The sequence below is a fragment of the Nocardia salmonicida NBRC 13393 genome (genome assembly GCF_001613085.1).
Classification (GTDB): domain Bacteria; phylum Actinomycetota; class Actinomycetes; order Mycobacteriales; family Mycobacteriaceae; genus Nocardia; species Nocardia salmonicida.
Map to the genome: position 1 here is coordinate 114,758 of NZ_BDBR01000010.1, position 16,365 is coordinate 131,122.

Below are 16,365 nucleotides of genomic sequence, written 5' to 3' on the forward strand. Positions count from 1 at the left end.
ATGGAATGCAGGCGTCGGCGACTTTGTTCTTGCCGACCATCCGAAAGCTTTTTTCCGCTCGAGCACCGACGCACTGTGTCTACCGCGTCGGCTGCTATGACGACCAGGAGGGGTCGATCCGAATGAGTAATCCCGTGTCGGGCGAACGAACCGCGGTGCGCCCTCCTACGGGGGGCGACGATCCGACCAAGATCGCCATGCTCGGCCTCACGTTCGACGACGTGCTGTTGCTGCCTGCCGCCTCGGATCTCATCCCCAGCTCGGTCGAGACATCCAGTCGGCTGACCAGGGACATCACCCTGCGTACGCCGCTGGTGAGCTCGGCCATGGACACCGTCACCGAGGCGCGCATGGCCATCGCCATGGCGCGTGCGGGCGGTATGGGCGTGTTGCACCGCAATCTCTCGGCCGCCGATCAGGCCGCCCAGGTGGAGACGGTGAAGCGCTCCGAGGCTGGCATGGTGACCGATCCGGTCACCTGTCGTCCCACCGATACCCTCGCCGAGGTCGACGCGATGTGCGCCCGCTTCCGCATCTCGGGTCTGCCGGTGGTGGACGAGACCGGCGCGCTGGTGGGCATTATCACCAACCGCGACATGCGTTTCGAGGTCGATCAGGATCGCCGCGTGGACGAGGTGATGACCAAGGCGCCGCTGATCACCGCGCGTGAGGGTGTCACCGCCGAAGCCGCGCTCGGTCTGCTGCGCCGCCACAAGATCGAGAAGCTGCCCATCGTCGACGGCAACGGCCGCCTGCGTGGGTTGATCACGGTCAAGGACTTCGTCAAGACCGATCAGTACCCCAACGCCACCAAGGACCGCGACGGCCGCCTGCTGGTCGGCGCCGCGATCGGTGTCGGCGAGGATTCCTGGTCGCGGGCGATGACGCTGGCAGACGCCGGGGTGGACGTGCTGATCGTCGACACCGCGCACGGCCACCAGTCGCAGGTGCTGCAGATGGTCGCCAAGGTCAAGGCCGAGGTCGGTGACCGGATCCAGATCGTCGGCGGCAATGTCGCCACGCGCGCCGGCGCCGCCGCGCTCGTCGAGGCGGGCGTCGACGCGGTGAAGGTGGGTGTGGGCCCCGGCTCCATCTGCACCACCCGGGTGGTCGCCGGTGTCGGCGCGCCGCAGATCACCGCGATCCTCGAAGCCGTGGCCGCCTGCAGGGCCGCCGGTGTGCCGGTGATCGCCGACGGTGGCGTGCAGTACTCCGGCGACGTCGCCAAGGCCATCGCCGCGGGCGCGTCCACCGTGATGCTCGGCTCGCTGCTCGCGGGCACCGCCGAGTCGCCCGGTGAGCTGATCCTGGTCAACGGCAAGCAGTTCAAGAGCTACCGCGGCATGGGCTCCCTCGGCGCCATGCAGGGCCGCGGCCAGGCCAAGTCGTACTCCAAGGACCGCTACTTCCAGGACGACGTGCTCGCCGAGGACAAGCTCGTCCCCGAGGGCATCGAAGGCCGCGTTCCGTTCCGCGGCCCGGTCAACCAGGTGATCCACCAGCTCGTCGGCGGCCTGCGCGCCGCGATGGGCTACACCGGTTCGCAGAACATCGAGCACCTCCAGGGCGCGCAGTTCGTGCAGATCACCGCGGCGGGTCTCAAGGAGAGCCACCCGCACGACATCACGATGACCGTCGAGGCCCCGAACTACACCGGGCGCGGCTGAGTACAATAGATGCGTTTGTGCGCCGGGAGGTACGCTCCCGGCGCACAAGGGCAATGCAGGCAGGCTCCGAGTCCGCCGCCTACTGGCACTCCTGGCCACGCACGACCCGACCTCGAGGAGGGTCCGCCGCGCAGCGGCGGTTCGCGGCCGGGTCGCCGGTCAGGCGCCGCCGTTGTAGGCGACCAAGGAGCAAGCGGCGGTGCCTGACCGGCGGCCCGTGGTGGCCGCGAACTCGAGCGCGCCAGCGCTCCAAAAACACAGGAGCAACTGTGCGTGACATGGTCGAAATCGGTATGGGGCGGGTCGCCCGTCGGACTTACGAACTCGATGACGTCGATATCGTTCCCTCGCGGCGGACGCGTTCGTCCAAGCTGGTCTCGTTGGCCTGGCAGCTCGATGCCTACCGTTTCGAGATCCCGGTGCTCGCGCACCCCACCGACGCGCTGGTCTCGCCGGAGTTCGCGATCGAGCTGGGTCGCCAGGGCGGCCTCGGTGTGATCAACGGCGAAGGCCTCTGGGCGCGCCACGCCGACGTGCAGGCCAAGATCGATCAGCTGCTGGATCTGGTCGACAAGGGGGGTTACGAAAAGGCCATCTCGCTGCTGCAGGAACTGCACGCCGCGCCGATGCAGCCCGACCTGCTCGCCGCCGCCGTCGCGCAGGTCCGGGCGGCCGGGGTGACCACCTCGGTGCGCGTGAGCCCGCAGAACGCCCGCGCGCTGACCCCGGCGCTGCTCCAGGCCGGCATCGACCTGCTGGTCGTGCAGGGCACCATCATCTCCGCCGAGCACGTCGGCGGCGACGAGCCGCTCAACCTCAAGACCTTCATCGCCGAGCTTGATGTGCCGGTTGTGGCAGGCGGCGTGAGCGATCACCGCACCGCGCTGCACCTGATGCGCACCGGTGCGGCGGGCGTCATCGTCGGCTACGGCTCGTTCCCCGGCGCCACCACCACCGGCGAGGTGCTCGGCATCGGCGTCCCGATGGCGACCGCGATCGCCGATGCCGCCGCGGCCCGTCGCGATTACCTCGACGAGACCGGCGGCCGGTACGTGCACGTCATCGCCGACGGCGATGTGGCCACCTCGGGTCAGCTGGCCAAGGCCATCGCCTGTGGCGCCGATGCCGTGATGCTCGGTGTGCCGCTGTCGGCGTCGGCCGAGGCGCCCGGTCGTGGCTGGTACTGGCCCTCGGCCACCGCGCACCCCTCGGTGCCGCGCGGTTCGTTCCTGCCGGTCGACGAGGCCTGGCTCGACGGCCCCGACGGCGCGGTGGCCCGCCCGAACCTCGAGCGCGTGCTCTACGGCCCCTCCGACGACCCGTTCGGTTCGCTGAACCTGGTCGGTGGCCTGCGTCGTTCGATGGCCAAGGCCGGCTACTCCGACCTCAAGGAATTCCAGAAGGTCGGGCTCAGCGTCCGCTGAAAGCGCTAACGCACGTGGGTCAGTGAGACCCGATCCCGCAGGAACCGGGAGATCGCGGTATTGACCGGTTCCGGGTGGGTCATCGTGACGGCCAGACGGGCGCCATCGATCTCCACGAAGGTGGAGGCGGTGAGCCCGTCGGCCAGCGTGCGAGCCCTCGCACCCGCGATGCCGCTCTGCGTGGCGTGGATGATCAGCGCCGGGCAGGTGATCTCGCGCAAGCGGTCGAGCACCGAATCGCGCCCGAGCAGGCAGCCCACGGCGGCGTCGAGTCCGCTGTGGGCGTCGCCGACCCAGCGCCGGGTCCAGATGTCGCGGTACCAGGTGTCGTCGCCGATGAGCCAGTCGGCCAGCCGGCCCGCGGCTTCCTCGCGGGAGCTGCGGTCGTGCCACTCGTCGAGGAACCGCTGGGTGGCGGTGGACTGGCCGAGGGTCGGCCCGTGCGCCTCGGTACTGATCAAGATCAACGCGGCGACCCGTTCCGGCGCGACCAGCGCGGTCCGCAAGGCGGTGAAGCCCCCTTGCGCGGTACCGCCGACGATGGCGCGTTCGGCGCCGATCGAGTCGAGCACGGTCAGCGCGTCGCGGGCCGCGGTCCAGTAGGTGAAGGGCAACCGCTGGTCTTTGGTGCGGCCGTGACCGCGCGCGTCCCAGGCGACGATCCGGAATTCGGGTGCGAGTGCGGCCTGTTGCGAGGCGAACATCGTGCGATCCATGAAGAATTCGTGGGCGAGCAACACCACCGGACCCGTGCCACCGCTGTCCTCGTAGTAGATGTCGGCGTCGATCGCGCGGGCGAATGGCACGAGGACGAGGATAGCCAGAGCCACCCCGCCACGCCCAAGAATGTGGGCGCGTCGTGCACAGTCACTACGGCGAGTCCGGGCTCCGACGATGCCCGCTGCTTGCTCGTCGCACCCCGTCACTAAACTGTGGCGGTGGCAGATACTCAGAGACCGGTCCTCGTCGTCGACTTCGGCGCGCAGTACGCCCAGCTGATCGCCCGACGGGTGCGTGAGGCGCGGGTGTTCTCCGAGGTGATTCCCCACACGATGACAGTGGAAGAGATTGCCGACAAGCAGCCGCTGGCCGTGATCTTGTCCGGTGGGCCGTCGAGCGTATATGCCGAGGGCGCACCGCAACTCGACGCGCGGCTGTTCGATCTCGGCGTGCCCGTGTTCGGCATCTGCTACGGCTTCCAGGCGATGGCGCAGGCACTGGGCGGCACGGTGTCGCACACCGGCACCCGCGAATACGGCCGCACCGAACTGAACATCGATGGTGGTGTGCTGCACGGCGGTCTGCCGACCATCCAGCCGGTGTGGATGTCGCACGGTGACGCGGTGACCGACGCCCCCGAGGGCTTCGAGGTCACCGGCACCACCGCGGGGGCCCCGGTCGCCGCGTTCGAGGATCGCGCGCGTCGTCTGGCCGGTGTCCAGTACCACCCCGAGGTGCTGCACTCCCCGCACGGCCAGCAGGTGCTCAGCCGCTTCCTGCACGAGCTCGCGGGCATCCCCGCCCAGTGGACCCCGGCGAATATCGCCGAGTCGCTGATCGAGAGTGTGCGCGAGCAGATCGGTGACGGTCACGCCATCTGTGGTCTGTCCGGTGGTGTCGACTCCGCCGTGGCGGCCGCGCTGGTGCAGCGCGCGATCGGTGACCGGCTCACCTGTGTGTTCGTCGACCACGGTCTGCTGCGGGCCGGTGAGCGCGAGCAGGTCCAGCAGGACTTCGTCGCCGCGACCGGCGCCAAGCTGGTGACCGTCGACGCGGTGGACAAGTTCCTCGGCGAACTGAAGGGCGTCTCCGATCCCGAGGAGAAGCGCAAGATCATCGGTCGCGAGTTCATCCGCTCGTTCGAGGACGCGGTCGCGGGCATCGTCATCGAAGAGGGTGCGGTCGAAGGCAGCGACCCGAAGGTCGAGTTCCTGGTCCAGGGCACCCTGTACCCGGACGTCGTCGAATCCGGTGGCGGCACCGGCACCGCGAACATCAAGAGTCACCACAATGTCGGCGGCCTGCCCGACGACCTCGAGTTCGACCTGGTCGAGCCGCTGCGCCTGCTGTTCAAGGACGAGGTCCGCGCGGTCGGTCGTGAACTGGGCCTGCCCGAGGAAATCGTTGCCCGCCAGCCCTTCCCAGGCCCAGGTCTCGCCATCCGCATCGTCGGCGAGGTGACCGCCGACCGGCTCGAACTGCTCCGCCAAGCCGACGCCATCGCCCGCGAAGAACTCACCGCCGCCGGTCTGGACAAGCAGATCTGGCAGTGCCCGGTCGTGCTGCTCGCCGACGTGCGTTCGGTCGGTGTGCAGGGCGACGGTCGCACCTACGGTCACCCGATCGTGCTGCGTCCGGTGTCGAGCGAGGACGCGATGACCGCGGACTGGACCCGGCTGCCCTACGACGTGCTGGAACGGATCTCGACGCGCATCACCAACGAGGTGGCCGACGTCAACCGCGTGGTCCTCGACGTGACGAGCAAGCCGCCGGGCACCATCGAGTGGGAGTGAACTAGGCCGGTCGTGGCGGCGCCGCCTGGGTGAGCAGGAGCCTGCCGAGGAGGAAGCCGCCGGTGTGCGGTCGGTGGGTGGCCGGTGGCAGGACCTTCGCCAGCCGGGTTTCCGGTTGCTTATCGGATTCGTCCATCGCCCTTGTCCTTCAACTGGTCTCGTCCAACAGCAATGGCCCGTCACGATGACGGGCCATTGCTGGTTTCCTGGGTCGTCCTTCGGTCAGTGGTGTTTACGGCTCGGTGCCAGCGTGAGCAGCAGTCCGATGACGATGGCCGCGATCACCACGCCCCAGCCGACGGGCAGGATGCCGCCCTCGTCGGGGGTGGGTGCGCCCAGTAGTGCCCAGACGCTCACGGCCAGCGCGATCAGGCCGGTGGTCAGCAGGGTGAACGCGGGTCGGCGCCGGGTCTCGACGCTGTTCTGCTCAGCCACGATTCACCGCCGCCTCACCCATGTGCACCGCGACGCGCAGGTCCAGGACCGGGGCACCGGGGGTGTTGGGTCCGGAAATGCCGTCGGTGCAGTGTGATTCGCCCATGTCGACCTCGCAAGTAGTTTTCACGGTCATGTTCTCCGGTAGCAGGACGGTGGCCTCGCCCATGTTCACCGACACCTCGACGGTGCGGGATTCGGTGAGGTTCAGCTCGCGCAGGTCCAGCGTGCCCGAGCCCATGTTCACCGCGTAGCTCGGCTGTAGTTCGGTGAGCGCGACCGGTGCCCAGGCGCGGTCACCCATGGTGGCGCTGTCGAATTCGATCGGCCCGATCAGGGAGGCCAACACGACGAAACCGGCCAGCGGGGCGGTGAGCACCAGCAGCCCGTACCCGCGCCGCAGGAACGCGCCGACGACGAGGCCGAGTCCGACCACGGCCAAGGCGAAAGCGGCGATCCGGGCCGGGGTCATCCATTCGACGCCCGAGGCCGCTGCGGCACCCGCCAGCGCCGCGGCGAGGATCGCCAGGCCGATGGTGACCGGAGTCAGCCGGGAGCGGGGGCGTTTCGGTGGCGGTGGTGCTACTGGGGCGTGCTGGGGTGCCGCTTCCAGGAGTTCCCAGGCGAGGGGGGCGACGGCGAGCGGGTCCCAGCCATTGGGCACCTGCGCGTTGATACGAGCGGGTTCAGGTGCGGGAGAGATGGTTCCCGGGAGGTTCTTGTGCAGAACCGCGGTGGTGCCGATCACTTCGGCTTCAGGAGTCTCGATGACCTCGGCTTTCGGGCTGTTCGCACGCTTGTCGAGATCGACGGGCGCGGCCGAATCATCAACCGGACGAGCCTGATCCGTTGTCTGCTCGCGCAGCTCGGCGGCTTGCGGTGCGTCCGAAGTCACGTCGGTGACGTCGAGCCGACTGGTCGGCTCCGAATCAGCGGTCGGATCGGCGTCTTCTTGCCTGGGCTCGCTGGATGCTGTCGGCGTCACAGTGATCCGGACCGTGTCTACCGAATCCGACGTGGTTTCACCGGTTTCGGCGATGTCCTTGTGCAGAACGACCGTCTCGGTGGCGTCGACACGCAACAGCGGGGTCGATTCGGCCGTGGCCGCACGAGCAGTCGCCGGATCGGGCACGTAGGCGTCGGGGAGCTTGGTGTAGGGCGTGTACATCCCCGTCGGCGGTACCTCCGGGTTGTACGGATAGCCGCGCACCGGGACGCCGGTCGGGTAGCCCGCACCCGGGTAGCCCGTCGTGCCGAGCGGAGACCGGTAGGCATCGAACCCCGCAGGCAGCTCGGGATGACGCAGATACAGCATCCACCAGCCCGCGAGCATCAGCCCGAAGCTGACCACCCCGCCGCCGCCCATCCCCAGCCCGATCGGCCCCATGGTCGACACGGCGATCGCCAGCGCGACGATCAACACGATCGTCTTGGTCTGCGAATGCGACCCCTGATCATGGGACGACAGGGCCTGCGCCGCCGACACCTCGTTGCCCGCCGACCCCAGCACCAGCCAGGCCAGCAGGTACAGCACGATCCCGGCCCCACCGAAAATGGTCGACACCACGAAGGCCACCCGCACGAGCACCGGGTCCACCCCGTACCGCAACCCGAAACCCGCCGCCACCCCGGCGATCGGCCCCTGCCGAGGCAGCCGGACGGGCCGCGTCTGCCACATCTGGTGAACCTGGTCGGAGAAGCTCGTTCTGCTCATGTCATCCATGGTGTGCCGAGCCACCCCTTCCGCACATCGGGGGTAACCCTGATAATTGCCCGGGTTCAGGGGCAGGGGGAGCGGTAGGCGACGTTCGCGACCTGCCCGCGCCATACGGCTTGGGTGAGTCGGCCGGTCGACGCGCAGATCCGTGCGGCGACGGTCTCGGCGTCGAGGTCCCAGACGCCGAGCTGGCCGTTGTCGGTGACGATCACGAGCTGTTCGCCACGTGGGTGCATGGTTACCTGTCGGGTGCGACCGTCGGCGGGGCCGAGCGAGCCGCCGTACTTGCGTGGTGCGTGGGGGTCGTCGAGGTTCCACAGGCTGGTTGTGCCGTCGTCACTCGAAACGGCCAGCTCGGTGCCGTCCGCTGAGGCCGATATCCAGCTGATCGGGCCGATTTCGGTGCGGATCGTGTCGATGAGCGGAGTGAAGGTCTCTGGTGCGTCGATATCCCACAGGCCGAAGCGATCGCCCTTGGTGATGGCGATGGTCCGGTTGTCGGGCAGGAATGGGGACGACTGTAGGCCGGCGGTGAGTTCCGTGTCGGTTTCGGCGATCAAGCGTGGGTGCGTAGGGTCGTCCAGATTCCAGATCTGGCTGAAGTAGTGAACGTCCGAGTCGCTACGGCGGTCGGCGAGGACCATGGCGACCAGGCTGCCATCGAGGCTGAATCCAGCGTTGACGACCTTCCCGATCCGCGCGGTGATCGGTAGTCCGAGGGGCTCGGGCGCGATGCGGTCGGTGACATCCCACATCTGGACGGAGTCGGTGAAAGTGAGCAGCATCCGGTCGCCCTTTACCGTCGAGTAGATGGCCTCGCCGGTCGGCCAGCTGGGCAGTGGTCGCGGATGACGTGGATCGTCGAGGTCGTAGACGATCCGCCGGTGGCCATCCCGATCGTGCAGGCTCAGAGTGCGTCCGTCCGGACTCAGAACTGGGTTCGACACCCCCGGTGCCTCCGGGATCGTGGTCAGTCGGGCCGGGCGACGGACATCGGTGGTATCCCAGACCATCACGTCGCTGGTCCGAGTCAGCATGGCCATCCGGTCGCCGGTTCGATCGAACATTGCCTCTGCGGGCTCCTTGGGAATCACGTCGACCGTCGAGCGGGGCAGCGTCCAGGTGCGCAGCAGTCCGTCGTACCCCGCGCCGAGGAGCATCGGTTCGTCGGGGAGAAACAGCAGGGACGTCGGTCCGCCTCTGCACACGGAATGCCGGATCTGCGGGCAGGCGGCCGGGGTCACCGACAGGGCGGGGCCCGCTTGCACCGGCTGGGCCGGGTCGGAGATATTCCACAGTCGCGCGGCCTCGTCGGAGCCGGTGACGAGGAGGTTCCCGTCTTGGTGGAAAGCGAGCGAGGTCAGCACATCGTTGTCGATTCGGGTAGCGGAACCGAAGGTGCGTGGGTGGTGCGGATCGGTGATGTCCCAGAGTTCGAACTGGCTCGATGTTGCGCTGCTGGTGCTCGTCCTGCCTTGCGTGCCGATGGCCAGTCGGGTGCCGTCCGGGCTGAGTGCGGATCGGAGATATCTGAGGCCGGTGGATATCGGCGGTCCGATGGGACGCCCGACCGTGGTGTCCCACAACTGCATGGTATCGGCGGCGGCGTAGGTGTCGCGAGTGACAGTGCCGACGACGAGAATCGCGCCACCAGAGCCGAATTCGGCGGTGTGGAAGGCGTTACCGGCGCCGGGTAACGACAGGGTGAGAGTGCGCGAGGGCCGTGACCGATCGCGAATAGCCCAGAGGGTGAGCGTCGAGCCGTCGATTTCGGCAAGTCGTGTTCCGCTTTGATCGACCGAGATCCCGTTGGCGCGAAGGGTTTCGAAGGTGTGGATCAGGCGGGGAGCCTCGGGGCGAGCGAGATCCCACAGCTGGGTACCGGAATTGCCGAGGGTGACCGCGTCGGTGCTCCCGGGGATGAATTCGAGATGGTAGGTCCCCGTGCCGAGCGAGGTAGTGAGTCGGCGTGGTCGCACGGGATCGCGTAGATCCCAGAAGACGGTATCTCCCACATAAGCGATCGAAACCAGTAGCGCGTCGGCCGCGCGATAAGCCAGCGTGGAGACACCGCGCTCGTGGGCGGGAACACTGACGGCCAGTGGTGAATCCTGGCTGTTCAACAATTGGGTGCGCGTCGCATCATCGGGCCGGATTCGATACGCGGCCAACAGGAATTGCGCAGAGATCGACGGGTCGCTGCTGCTGGTCCGTTGCGCCGCGGCCACCAATTCGGCGTAGTCGCGGTCCAGCGCGCGCTGGTCGGCGAGCCTGCTGCGGTCGACGGCGATGACACCGGTGGCGAGCAGTGCGAACACAACCATGACCGCCACGATCCGCCAGCGCCTACTGTTGCGTGCCGACCGCCGAGAGGCGTGAAGAAAGGTGCGCACGCGCGGACTGATCGGTACCCGGACGGTGTGCTCGTTCGCGTTGTCGAGTCGGGTGCCGCGATAGAGCAGCGCTGAATCATGTTTCGCTGCTTCCCATTCCGTCGCATCGTGCTCGAGCCTCTGCCGGACCAGGTGCCCGACCCGGTCGGTGTCGATCCAGCCGCGCAGCCGAGGCCATGCGGTCAGCACGATCTCGTGGGAGAACTGCACCGAGCCCGCGTCGAGGGCGATCAGTCTGCTGGCCGCGAGGACTTCGAGCGCTTCCGCTGAATTGTCGGGATCGTCGCTGCGGCCTAGCAATTCGGCACGGTCGACCGTGCGCCTGGTGTCACGCCCGTCCTGTCCTACGGTGACGAGCGAACCGAGCAATTCCTGCGCGGCGGTCTGCTGCCCCGGAGTCAGCTCGCTCCAGGCCAGCTCGGCGGTCTCGGCGACCGACCCCGCGACACCGCCCGCCTTGCGGTACCCGGCGACGGTGAGTTTGCGGCCTTCGCGTTGCTGCCAGGTCGCGGCCATCACATGCGACAACAGGGGCAGGGCGCCGGGATCGTAGCCGTCGGCGCTGAGGTGCCCGCCGAGCCCGCGCAGTTCGGTGAGCACCAGCTCTTCCAAGCCGGGTTCGAGGGTGAGTCCGGCGGCGGCCGCCGGTCCGGTGATCGCGTGCGACACCTCGTCCATGGACATCGCGCCGAGGAGGTAGTTGTTGTGCTGCAAGCTGTTCCGCAATAGCGGCTGGTGCAGGCATTGCTCGTAGAAGTCGGCTCGCAGCGCCAGGACGACCGTCACCGAATCGGGTAGGTCGGCGAGCTCGGACAGGAAGGCCGCGCGTTCGGCTTCGTCCTGGCACAGGGTGAACAGTTCCTCGAACTGGTCGACGATCAGCACCCGCAGGTCGTCGGTCAGCGTCGCCGCGAGTCCGGTGGTCGGTGTCGCCCCCGGCGTCATGGTCGCGGCGGGGAGGTCGATCGTGGGTCGCAGACCTGCTGCCAGCAGCGAGGACTTGCCCGCCCCCGACGCGCCGATCAGCACGACGATGCCGGTGGTCGCGCGGACGAGATCGACGAATTCGGCGGTGGCCTGCTCGCGTCCGAAGAACAAGGTGTGCTCCTCGGGTAGGTAGGCGCGCAGGCCGGGGTAGGGGCAGGTCTCGCCGTCGCCCGCGGCTGCCGTCCAGGTGACCGACTCCTGCCACAGCCGTCGCCACTCGTGCGGGTCGGCGAGCTTGCGTGGTAGATCGCGCTGGGCCTTCTCGGTCATCTCGACGAGCGTGAGAACCACCGGCAGCAGCGATTCGAAGCGAGCGGGCACATTGCGCCCGGCCTTCCAGTCACTGATCCGCTGCGGTGACGGCGTGCCCGCCTGGGCGCCGCGCATACGCCGTTCGGTGGCCGTGGCGACCCGACGCAGGGTCGGATTGCCCGCTGCGGCATAGAGTTCGGCGAACCGCTGGGCGAAAAGCGCACGCGGCGAGGAACTCTGCTCGTCACTGTTGGTCAAGGAACCCCCCGTTCGATGAAAACGACCGAGGGTCATGGTATTCGGCTGGACCGGGACCCGGCGAGTCGCCGGGCCCCGGCTCGGCCTACAGGAACATGGTGTCGCCGAAGATCGAGTTCGTCGCGCTCACCTGTCCGGTGCTCGCGGTGACCGTCGCCCACGAGTAGACGTTGAGCGGCCCACCGCAGTTGCCCACCATCAGATGGAAGTCACGGTTCACCAGATAGGTGGTGCCCGAACCGAGGGGCATGGATCCCACGTCGATCTTCTTGATCTCGCCCGGCGCCAGCGACAGGCTCAGATCGAGACCGGCCGAGATCGACGGGCCGATGTCGGCGGACACATCGGGGCCGGACGAGCCGAACCCGATGGTGGCCCCCGCGCCCACCGAGATGCCGCCGTCGAGCCCGACCGACAGGGTCAGGTCCACCGCGCAGGCGACGAGATAGCCGGAGCTGACTTTGCCGGTCGCGCCGGGCGGAGCGGTGACGTAGGCGGTGTTGTCGAGAAACACCTCGCGATTGGTCGGCATCGCGTTGAGCGGGGGGACCAGCCGGTAGGACTCCTCGGCATGGCCGAGGGTGAGTTCGAAGCCGACGGGCCCGTGATAGGTCGTCTCGTGCGGTGCCATCGGCGTCGCCGAAGCGATCGGCGTCATCCCGATGGCGCTCAGTCCGATCGCGGCGGCACCCAGCACGGTGGTGATGATGTTCACGTGTTCCTCCCCTGAAGCGGCGGCCGTGATTGCGGCCTGCCATCAACGTAGGAAGAGCTTCTGCGGCCGGGCTTTCGGAGTGCCCGCCCGTCGGCTTAAAAGACCTGTTGAGGACCCTGTGGCGGAGTTTCCGGTCCGGCGGTCCGCCGTCGGCGTTCCGGTCCGTCACCGGATCGGCCATACCCCCAGGTAGGGCGTTATTTTTGTCCGGACCGGACAGGTCGACACCCAGGTCAGCGGCGGATCGTCGATATCGGGGACGATATCGGGGACTTTCCTGATGTCGGCGCCCCGCCCCGCGTGCCACTATCGAGAGCATGGATCCGTCTGTTCCCGCTCGCGAGGCCACCCAGGGGTACCCCCACGGGTACGGCAGTGTCCCTGGGAACGACGCGCACCCCACATCCGGCGGGCAGAACGGGTTTCGACCCGCGGTCGGCAACAGTGCGGTGGGTCGTGCGCCGGTGGCCGCGAACGGGATTCAACCGGGTAATGCGGTAAGGCCTTCCGACGGGCCCGGGGCCGCGGCTGATCCGCGGCCCGGTGGGCATCGGCCGCGCGGTCGTTTCGTGGAGCGCGCGTTCGGGGGGCAGCCGGCGGTGTATGGGGCGCCGCAGCACTACCCTCCGCCGCCGCAGTACCGGGCCGCGCCGGGTTACCCGGGGGGCCCGCAGGGCTATGGCGTGCCTCGCGGCTATCGGCCCATGCTGCCGGTCCCCGGTCCCGAACCGGTGGGTGCGCCGTTGCCGGAGCCCCCGCGCCTGGTCCGTCGCAGTGGTGGGCGGGTGGTCGGCGGTGTCGCGGGTGGTCTGGCCGACCATCTCGGCGTCGATGTGATCAAGGTGCGGCTGGCGTTCGTGCTGCTGTCCGCGATCGTCGGTGCGGGGCTGGTGGCCTACGGGCTGCTGTGGATCTTCACGCCCGGTGGCGCGGACGCCGTGAAACCGACCGGTGACGAGCGCAGGCAGGCGATCGGGCTGGCCCTGCTCGGGCTCGGGCTCACGGTGACGGTGGGGTGGCTGTTCCAGGGGACCGCGGCGCAGGTGATCGCGCCGATCGTGGTGGTCGCGGTCGGCGCCGCGCTGGTGTGGCGTGAATACGATGTGGCCGCGCCGGGTCCACGGGCCCTGTTCGGGCTGCCCGCGCGACCCTCGGTGGTCACCTGGTCGCGCATCGTGGCCGGGGCGACGCTGATCGTGGTCGGGCTCGGGGTGGTGGTGCTGGCCAGGATCGATCTCAGTTCGCTCGGGTCCGCGCTGATCGCGGTGGCGGTCACCCTGGTCGGCGCCGGCCTGCTGACGGTGCCGCTGTGGTTGCGCATGGTCCGCGCGCTCAATGCCGAGCGCGGCGCCCGCATCCGCAACGAGGAACGCGAGGAGATCGCCTCCCATCTGCACGATTCGGTGCTGCAGACGCTCGCGCTGATCCAGCGTCAGGCCGAGGACCCCCAGGAGGTGCTCCGCCTGGCCCGCAGTCAGGAGCGCGAACTGCGCAAGTGGCTCTTCGACGACACCGCGCCCGCCCAGTCCAGCCTGGCCACCGCACTGCGCACCATCGCGGGCGAGGTGGAGGACCAGCACGGCGTGAAGGTCACCCCGGTCACCGTCGGCGATGTCGCGATGGACCCCGGCGACACCGGCGCCGGCCTGCCCAAGGAACATTTCACCGCCCTGCTCGGCGCCACCCGCGAGGCGCTGGTCAACGCCGCCAAGCACGCCGACGTCCCCGAGATCGACCTGTTCGCCGAGACCGAACCCCACCAGGTGAGCATCTTCGTGCGCGACCGCGGCGCCGGTTTCGACGTGTCGGCGGTGCCTGCCGACCGGCGCGGGGTGGCCAAGTCGATCTGCGCCAGAATCGAGCGCCGCGGCGGTACCGCCGAGATCGACTCGACCCTCGGGCGTGGCACCGAGGTGCGGATTGTCATGCCGCGCACCGACTCGGGGACCTCGGAGCCGGACGAGGTCGCGAGTGAGGATGCGCCGACCACCGATGACCGCGCGTCGGCGCAGGACCATCCGACCGACCCCTGAGTGCGCGATCGCACCGAACCCGAGCCGATTTCGACGCCCGGACACCGCGGTGTGGTACCGATGACAGCAGGTCGATCGAGACGGTTCTACTGAGGAGTCTTGTAGTGAGTGTGCGGGTGTTCCTGGTAGACGATCATGCGGTCTTCCGGTCGGGGGTGCGGGCCGAGCTGAGCCGCGAGACCGATATGGAGGTCGTCGGTGAGGCGGGGGCGGTGGCCGAGGCGATCGCCGGGATCGATGCCGCGAAGCCGGACGTGGTGCTGCTCGACGTGCACATGCCCGATGGCGGTGGGGTGGCGGTGCTGAGCGGAATCGCCCAGGGGCCGGTGTGTTTGGCGTTGAGCGTGTCCGACGCGGCCGAGGACGTGATCGCGGTGATCCGGGCTGGGGCGCGCGGGTATGTCACCAAGACGATTTCCGGTGCCGAGCTGGCCGACGGCATCCGCCGGGTCGCGGGTGGGGACGCGGTGTTCAGTCCGCGGTTGGCCGGTTTCGTGCTCGACTCGTTCACCGGGCGCTCGCCCGTTCCGGAGCCGCCACTCGATCCCGAATTGGACTCGCTCACCCCGCGTGAGTTGGAGGTGCTGCGCTTGCTCGCGCGTGGTTACACCTACCGGGAGATCGCCGAGTCCTTGTTCATCTCGGTGAAGACCGTCGAGACGCACGCGTCGAATGTGCTGCGCAAGACCCAGCAGTCCAATCGCAACGCGCTCACTCGCTGGGCGCACCGACGACGGATCGAATGATCACATCACGGCGATGATGATCGCGATCAGGATGATCAGGCCGATCAGCACGCCCGCGCCGATGGCGAGGGGGGCGCCGTTGGGCAGATTGTCGATGAAGCTGCCGGTGCGCTGTTGGGGTGCGGCGGCGGTGGCGGCGACCGGGGCCCGGTGTGGACGCGGGAGGGGGGAGGAGTTGGGGCTGCGCAGGCCGCTGGCCGAGTTGCGGGTGGACCAGGCGGGGATGGTGCCGTCTTCGGCGCGCAGCGGCACACCGAGGATGTAGGCGCCGGTGCCGGGGCCGAAGGCGGCGGTGAGGATCTCGTCGCGGGCCTCGGCCATGGTCGGGCGGCGCTGGGGCGCGGGCTCGAGCATGTGCAGCAGCGGCTGGGTGAGGATGCCGCTGCGGGTGGGCGGGATGATCCGGCCCATCGCGGCCGTGGCGACGACGTCGTTCTCGTCGGAGTCGAAACCGAACGGCGGCTGGCCTTCCAGCGCGGTGTAGAGGGTGGCGCCGAGGGAGAACACATCGCTGGCCTCGGTGGGCCGGGCGCCGCGCGCGACCTCGGGCGGGAGGTAGGCGGGGGTGCCGGTGATCACACCGTCGGGTTCGTCACCCTGGGCGTCGCCCGCGCCGCGCGAGATGCCGAAGTCACTGAGTTTGGCCAGGCCCACACTGTTGCCGCGGTCGGCGACGAGGATGTTGCCCGGCTTGATATCGCGGTGCACGATGCCCGCGGCATGCGCGGCGGCGAGCGCGTCGGCCACCTGCGCGCCGATCTGGGCGACCTCGACCGCGGGCAGCGTGTCGACCAGCGCGAGCGCCTTGGCCACGCTGCGCGAGGGTAAGTACTCCATGACGAGCCACGGCTCGCCCGCCTCGAGCACCACGTCGTGCACGGCGACGGCGTGAATGTGCGACAACTTGGCGGCCACCCGGCCCTCGTGCACGATGGCGCTGCGGATTCGCTCGGCCTCGGCCGCGCTCAGTCCCGCGGTGGACAGCACCTGCTTGATCGCGACTTCCCGGTTCAGCAACCGATCCATCGCGAGCCAGACCGCACCCATGCCACCCCCGCCCAGCTTGGACTGCAGGCGGTAGCGGCCCGCGACCAGGTAGTCGGGGCCGATATGGGGACGAGCACGTTCGGTCACGGGTGCGAGGGTAGCCGAATATGGCGCTGACTGGCCGGGATCTTCGGGGTGCTTCGCGGTGGACACGGGGTGGGGGTGGGTGTCACGCTGG

12 protein-coding genes are annotated in these 16,365 nt (G+C 68.8%); 5 read left to right on the forward strand and 7 right to left on the reverse strand.

The genetic code is table 11. The annotated features are described in order from the left end of the window. The first annotated feature begins 122 nt into the window (after positions 1–122). Entirely contained in the window at positions 123–1,667 is a 1,545-nt protein-coding gene (gene guaB / locus NS1_RS12100) for an IMP dehydrogenase (protein WP_084503669.1), read from the forward strand. A gap of 269 nt (positions 1,668–1,936) precedes the next feature. Further along, the gene (locus NS1_RS12105) at positions 1,937–3,091 is read left to right on the forward strand and encodes a GuaB3 family IMP dehydrogenase-related protein (protein ID WP_056818200.1); all 1,155 of its coding nucleotides are present in this window, start codon (positions 1,937–1,939) and stop codon (positions 3,089–3,091) included. A gap of 5 nt (positions 3,092–3,096) precedes the next feature. Here NS1_RS12105 and NS1_RS12110 read toward each other — a convergent pair whose 3' ends face one another. Next, on the reverse strand, positions 3,097–3,897 hold the full coding sequence (locus NS1_RS12110; RefSeq protein ID WP_062984487.1) for an alpha/beta fold hydrolase: 801 nt from the start codon (positions 3,895–3,897) through the stop codon (positions 3,097–3,099). Positions 3,898–4,029: 132 nt separating this feature from the next. Here NS1_RS12110 and guaA point away from each other — a divergent pair, with 132 nt between their 5' ends. After that, the gene (gene guaA, locus NS1_RS12115; protein WP_370585280.1) at positions 4,030–5,604 is read left to right on the forward strand and encodes a glutamine-hydrolyzing GMP synthase; all 1,575 of its coding nucleotides are present in this window, start codon (positions 4,030–4,032) and stop codon (positions 5,602–5,604) included. Between the two features lies 1 nt (position 5,605). On the opposite strand, the gene NS1_RS41600 is transcribed toward guaA, so the two are convergent. From NS1_RS41600 to NS1_RS12135, 5 genes are all read right to left on the reverse strand, one after another. Next, positions 5,606–5,740, reverse strand: a complete 135-nt coding sequence (locus NS1_RS41600) for a hypothetical protein (RefSeq protein ID WP_255284504.1) — start codon at positions 5,738–5,740, stop codon at positions 5,606–5,608. Positions 5,741–5,826: 86 nt separating this feature from the next. Then, positions 5,827–6,039 carry a hypothetical protein gene (locus tag NS1_RS12120; RefSeq protein ID WP_062984247.1) on the reverse strand — a complete coding sequence of 71 codons (213 nt, stop codon included), beginning with the start codon at positions 6,037–6,039 and terminating at the stop codon, positions 5,827–5,829. After that, a complete protein-coding gene (locus NS1_RS12125) occupies positions 6,032–7,753 on the reverse strand; it encodes a PspC domain-containing protein (RefSeq protein WP_307618915.1) in 1,722 nt (573 codons plus the stop codon). The genes NS1_RS12120 and NS1_RS12125 overlap by 8 nt, the downstream gene beginning before the upstream one ends. 65 nt (positions 7,754–7,818) lie before the next feature. After that, positions 7,819–11,646 carry an nSTAND1 domain-containing NTPase gene (locus tag NS1_RS12130; RefSeq protein ID WP_062984251.1) on the reverse strand — a complete coding sequence of 1,276 codons (3,828 nt, stop codon included), beginning with the start codon at positions 11,644–11,646 and terminating at the stop codon, positions 7,819–7,821. Between the two features lie 85 nt (positions 11,647–11,731). Beyond that, entirely contained in the window at positions 11,732–12,361 is a 630-nt protein-coding gene (locus NS1_RS12135; protein WP_062984256.1) for an MspA family porin, read from the reverse strand. Positions 12,362–13,065: 704 nt separating this feature from the next. On the opposite strand from NS1_RS12135, the gene NS1_RS12140 reads away from it, so the two are divergent. Next, entirely contained in the window at positions 13,066–14,394 is a 1,329-nt protein-coding gene (locus tag NS1_RS12140; RefSeq protein WP_062984258.1) for an ATP-binding protein, read from the forward strand. A 110-nt stretch (positions 14,395–14,504) separates the two neighbouring features. Continuing rightward, positions 14,505–15,140, forward strand: coding sequence for a response regulator (locus tag NS1_RS12145; protein WP_056819208.1), 636 nt, complete (start codon positions 14,505–14,507; stop codon positions 15,138–15,140). Here NS1_RS12145 and NS1_RS12150 read toward each other — a convergent pair whose 3' ends face one another. Continuing rightward, positions 15,141–16,274 carry a serine/threonine-protein kinase gene (locus NS1_RS12150; RefSeq protein ID WP_062984489.1) on the reverse strand — a complete coding sequence of 378 codons (1,134 nt, stop codon included), beginning with the start codon at positions 16,272–16,274 and terminating at the stop codon, positions 15,141–15,143. It lies immediately after the preceding gene. Between the last annotated feature and the right edge of the window lie 91 nt (positions 16,275–16,365).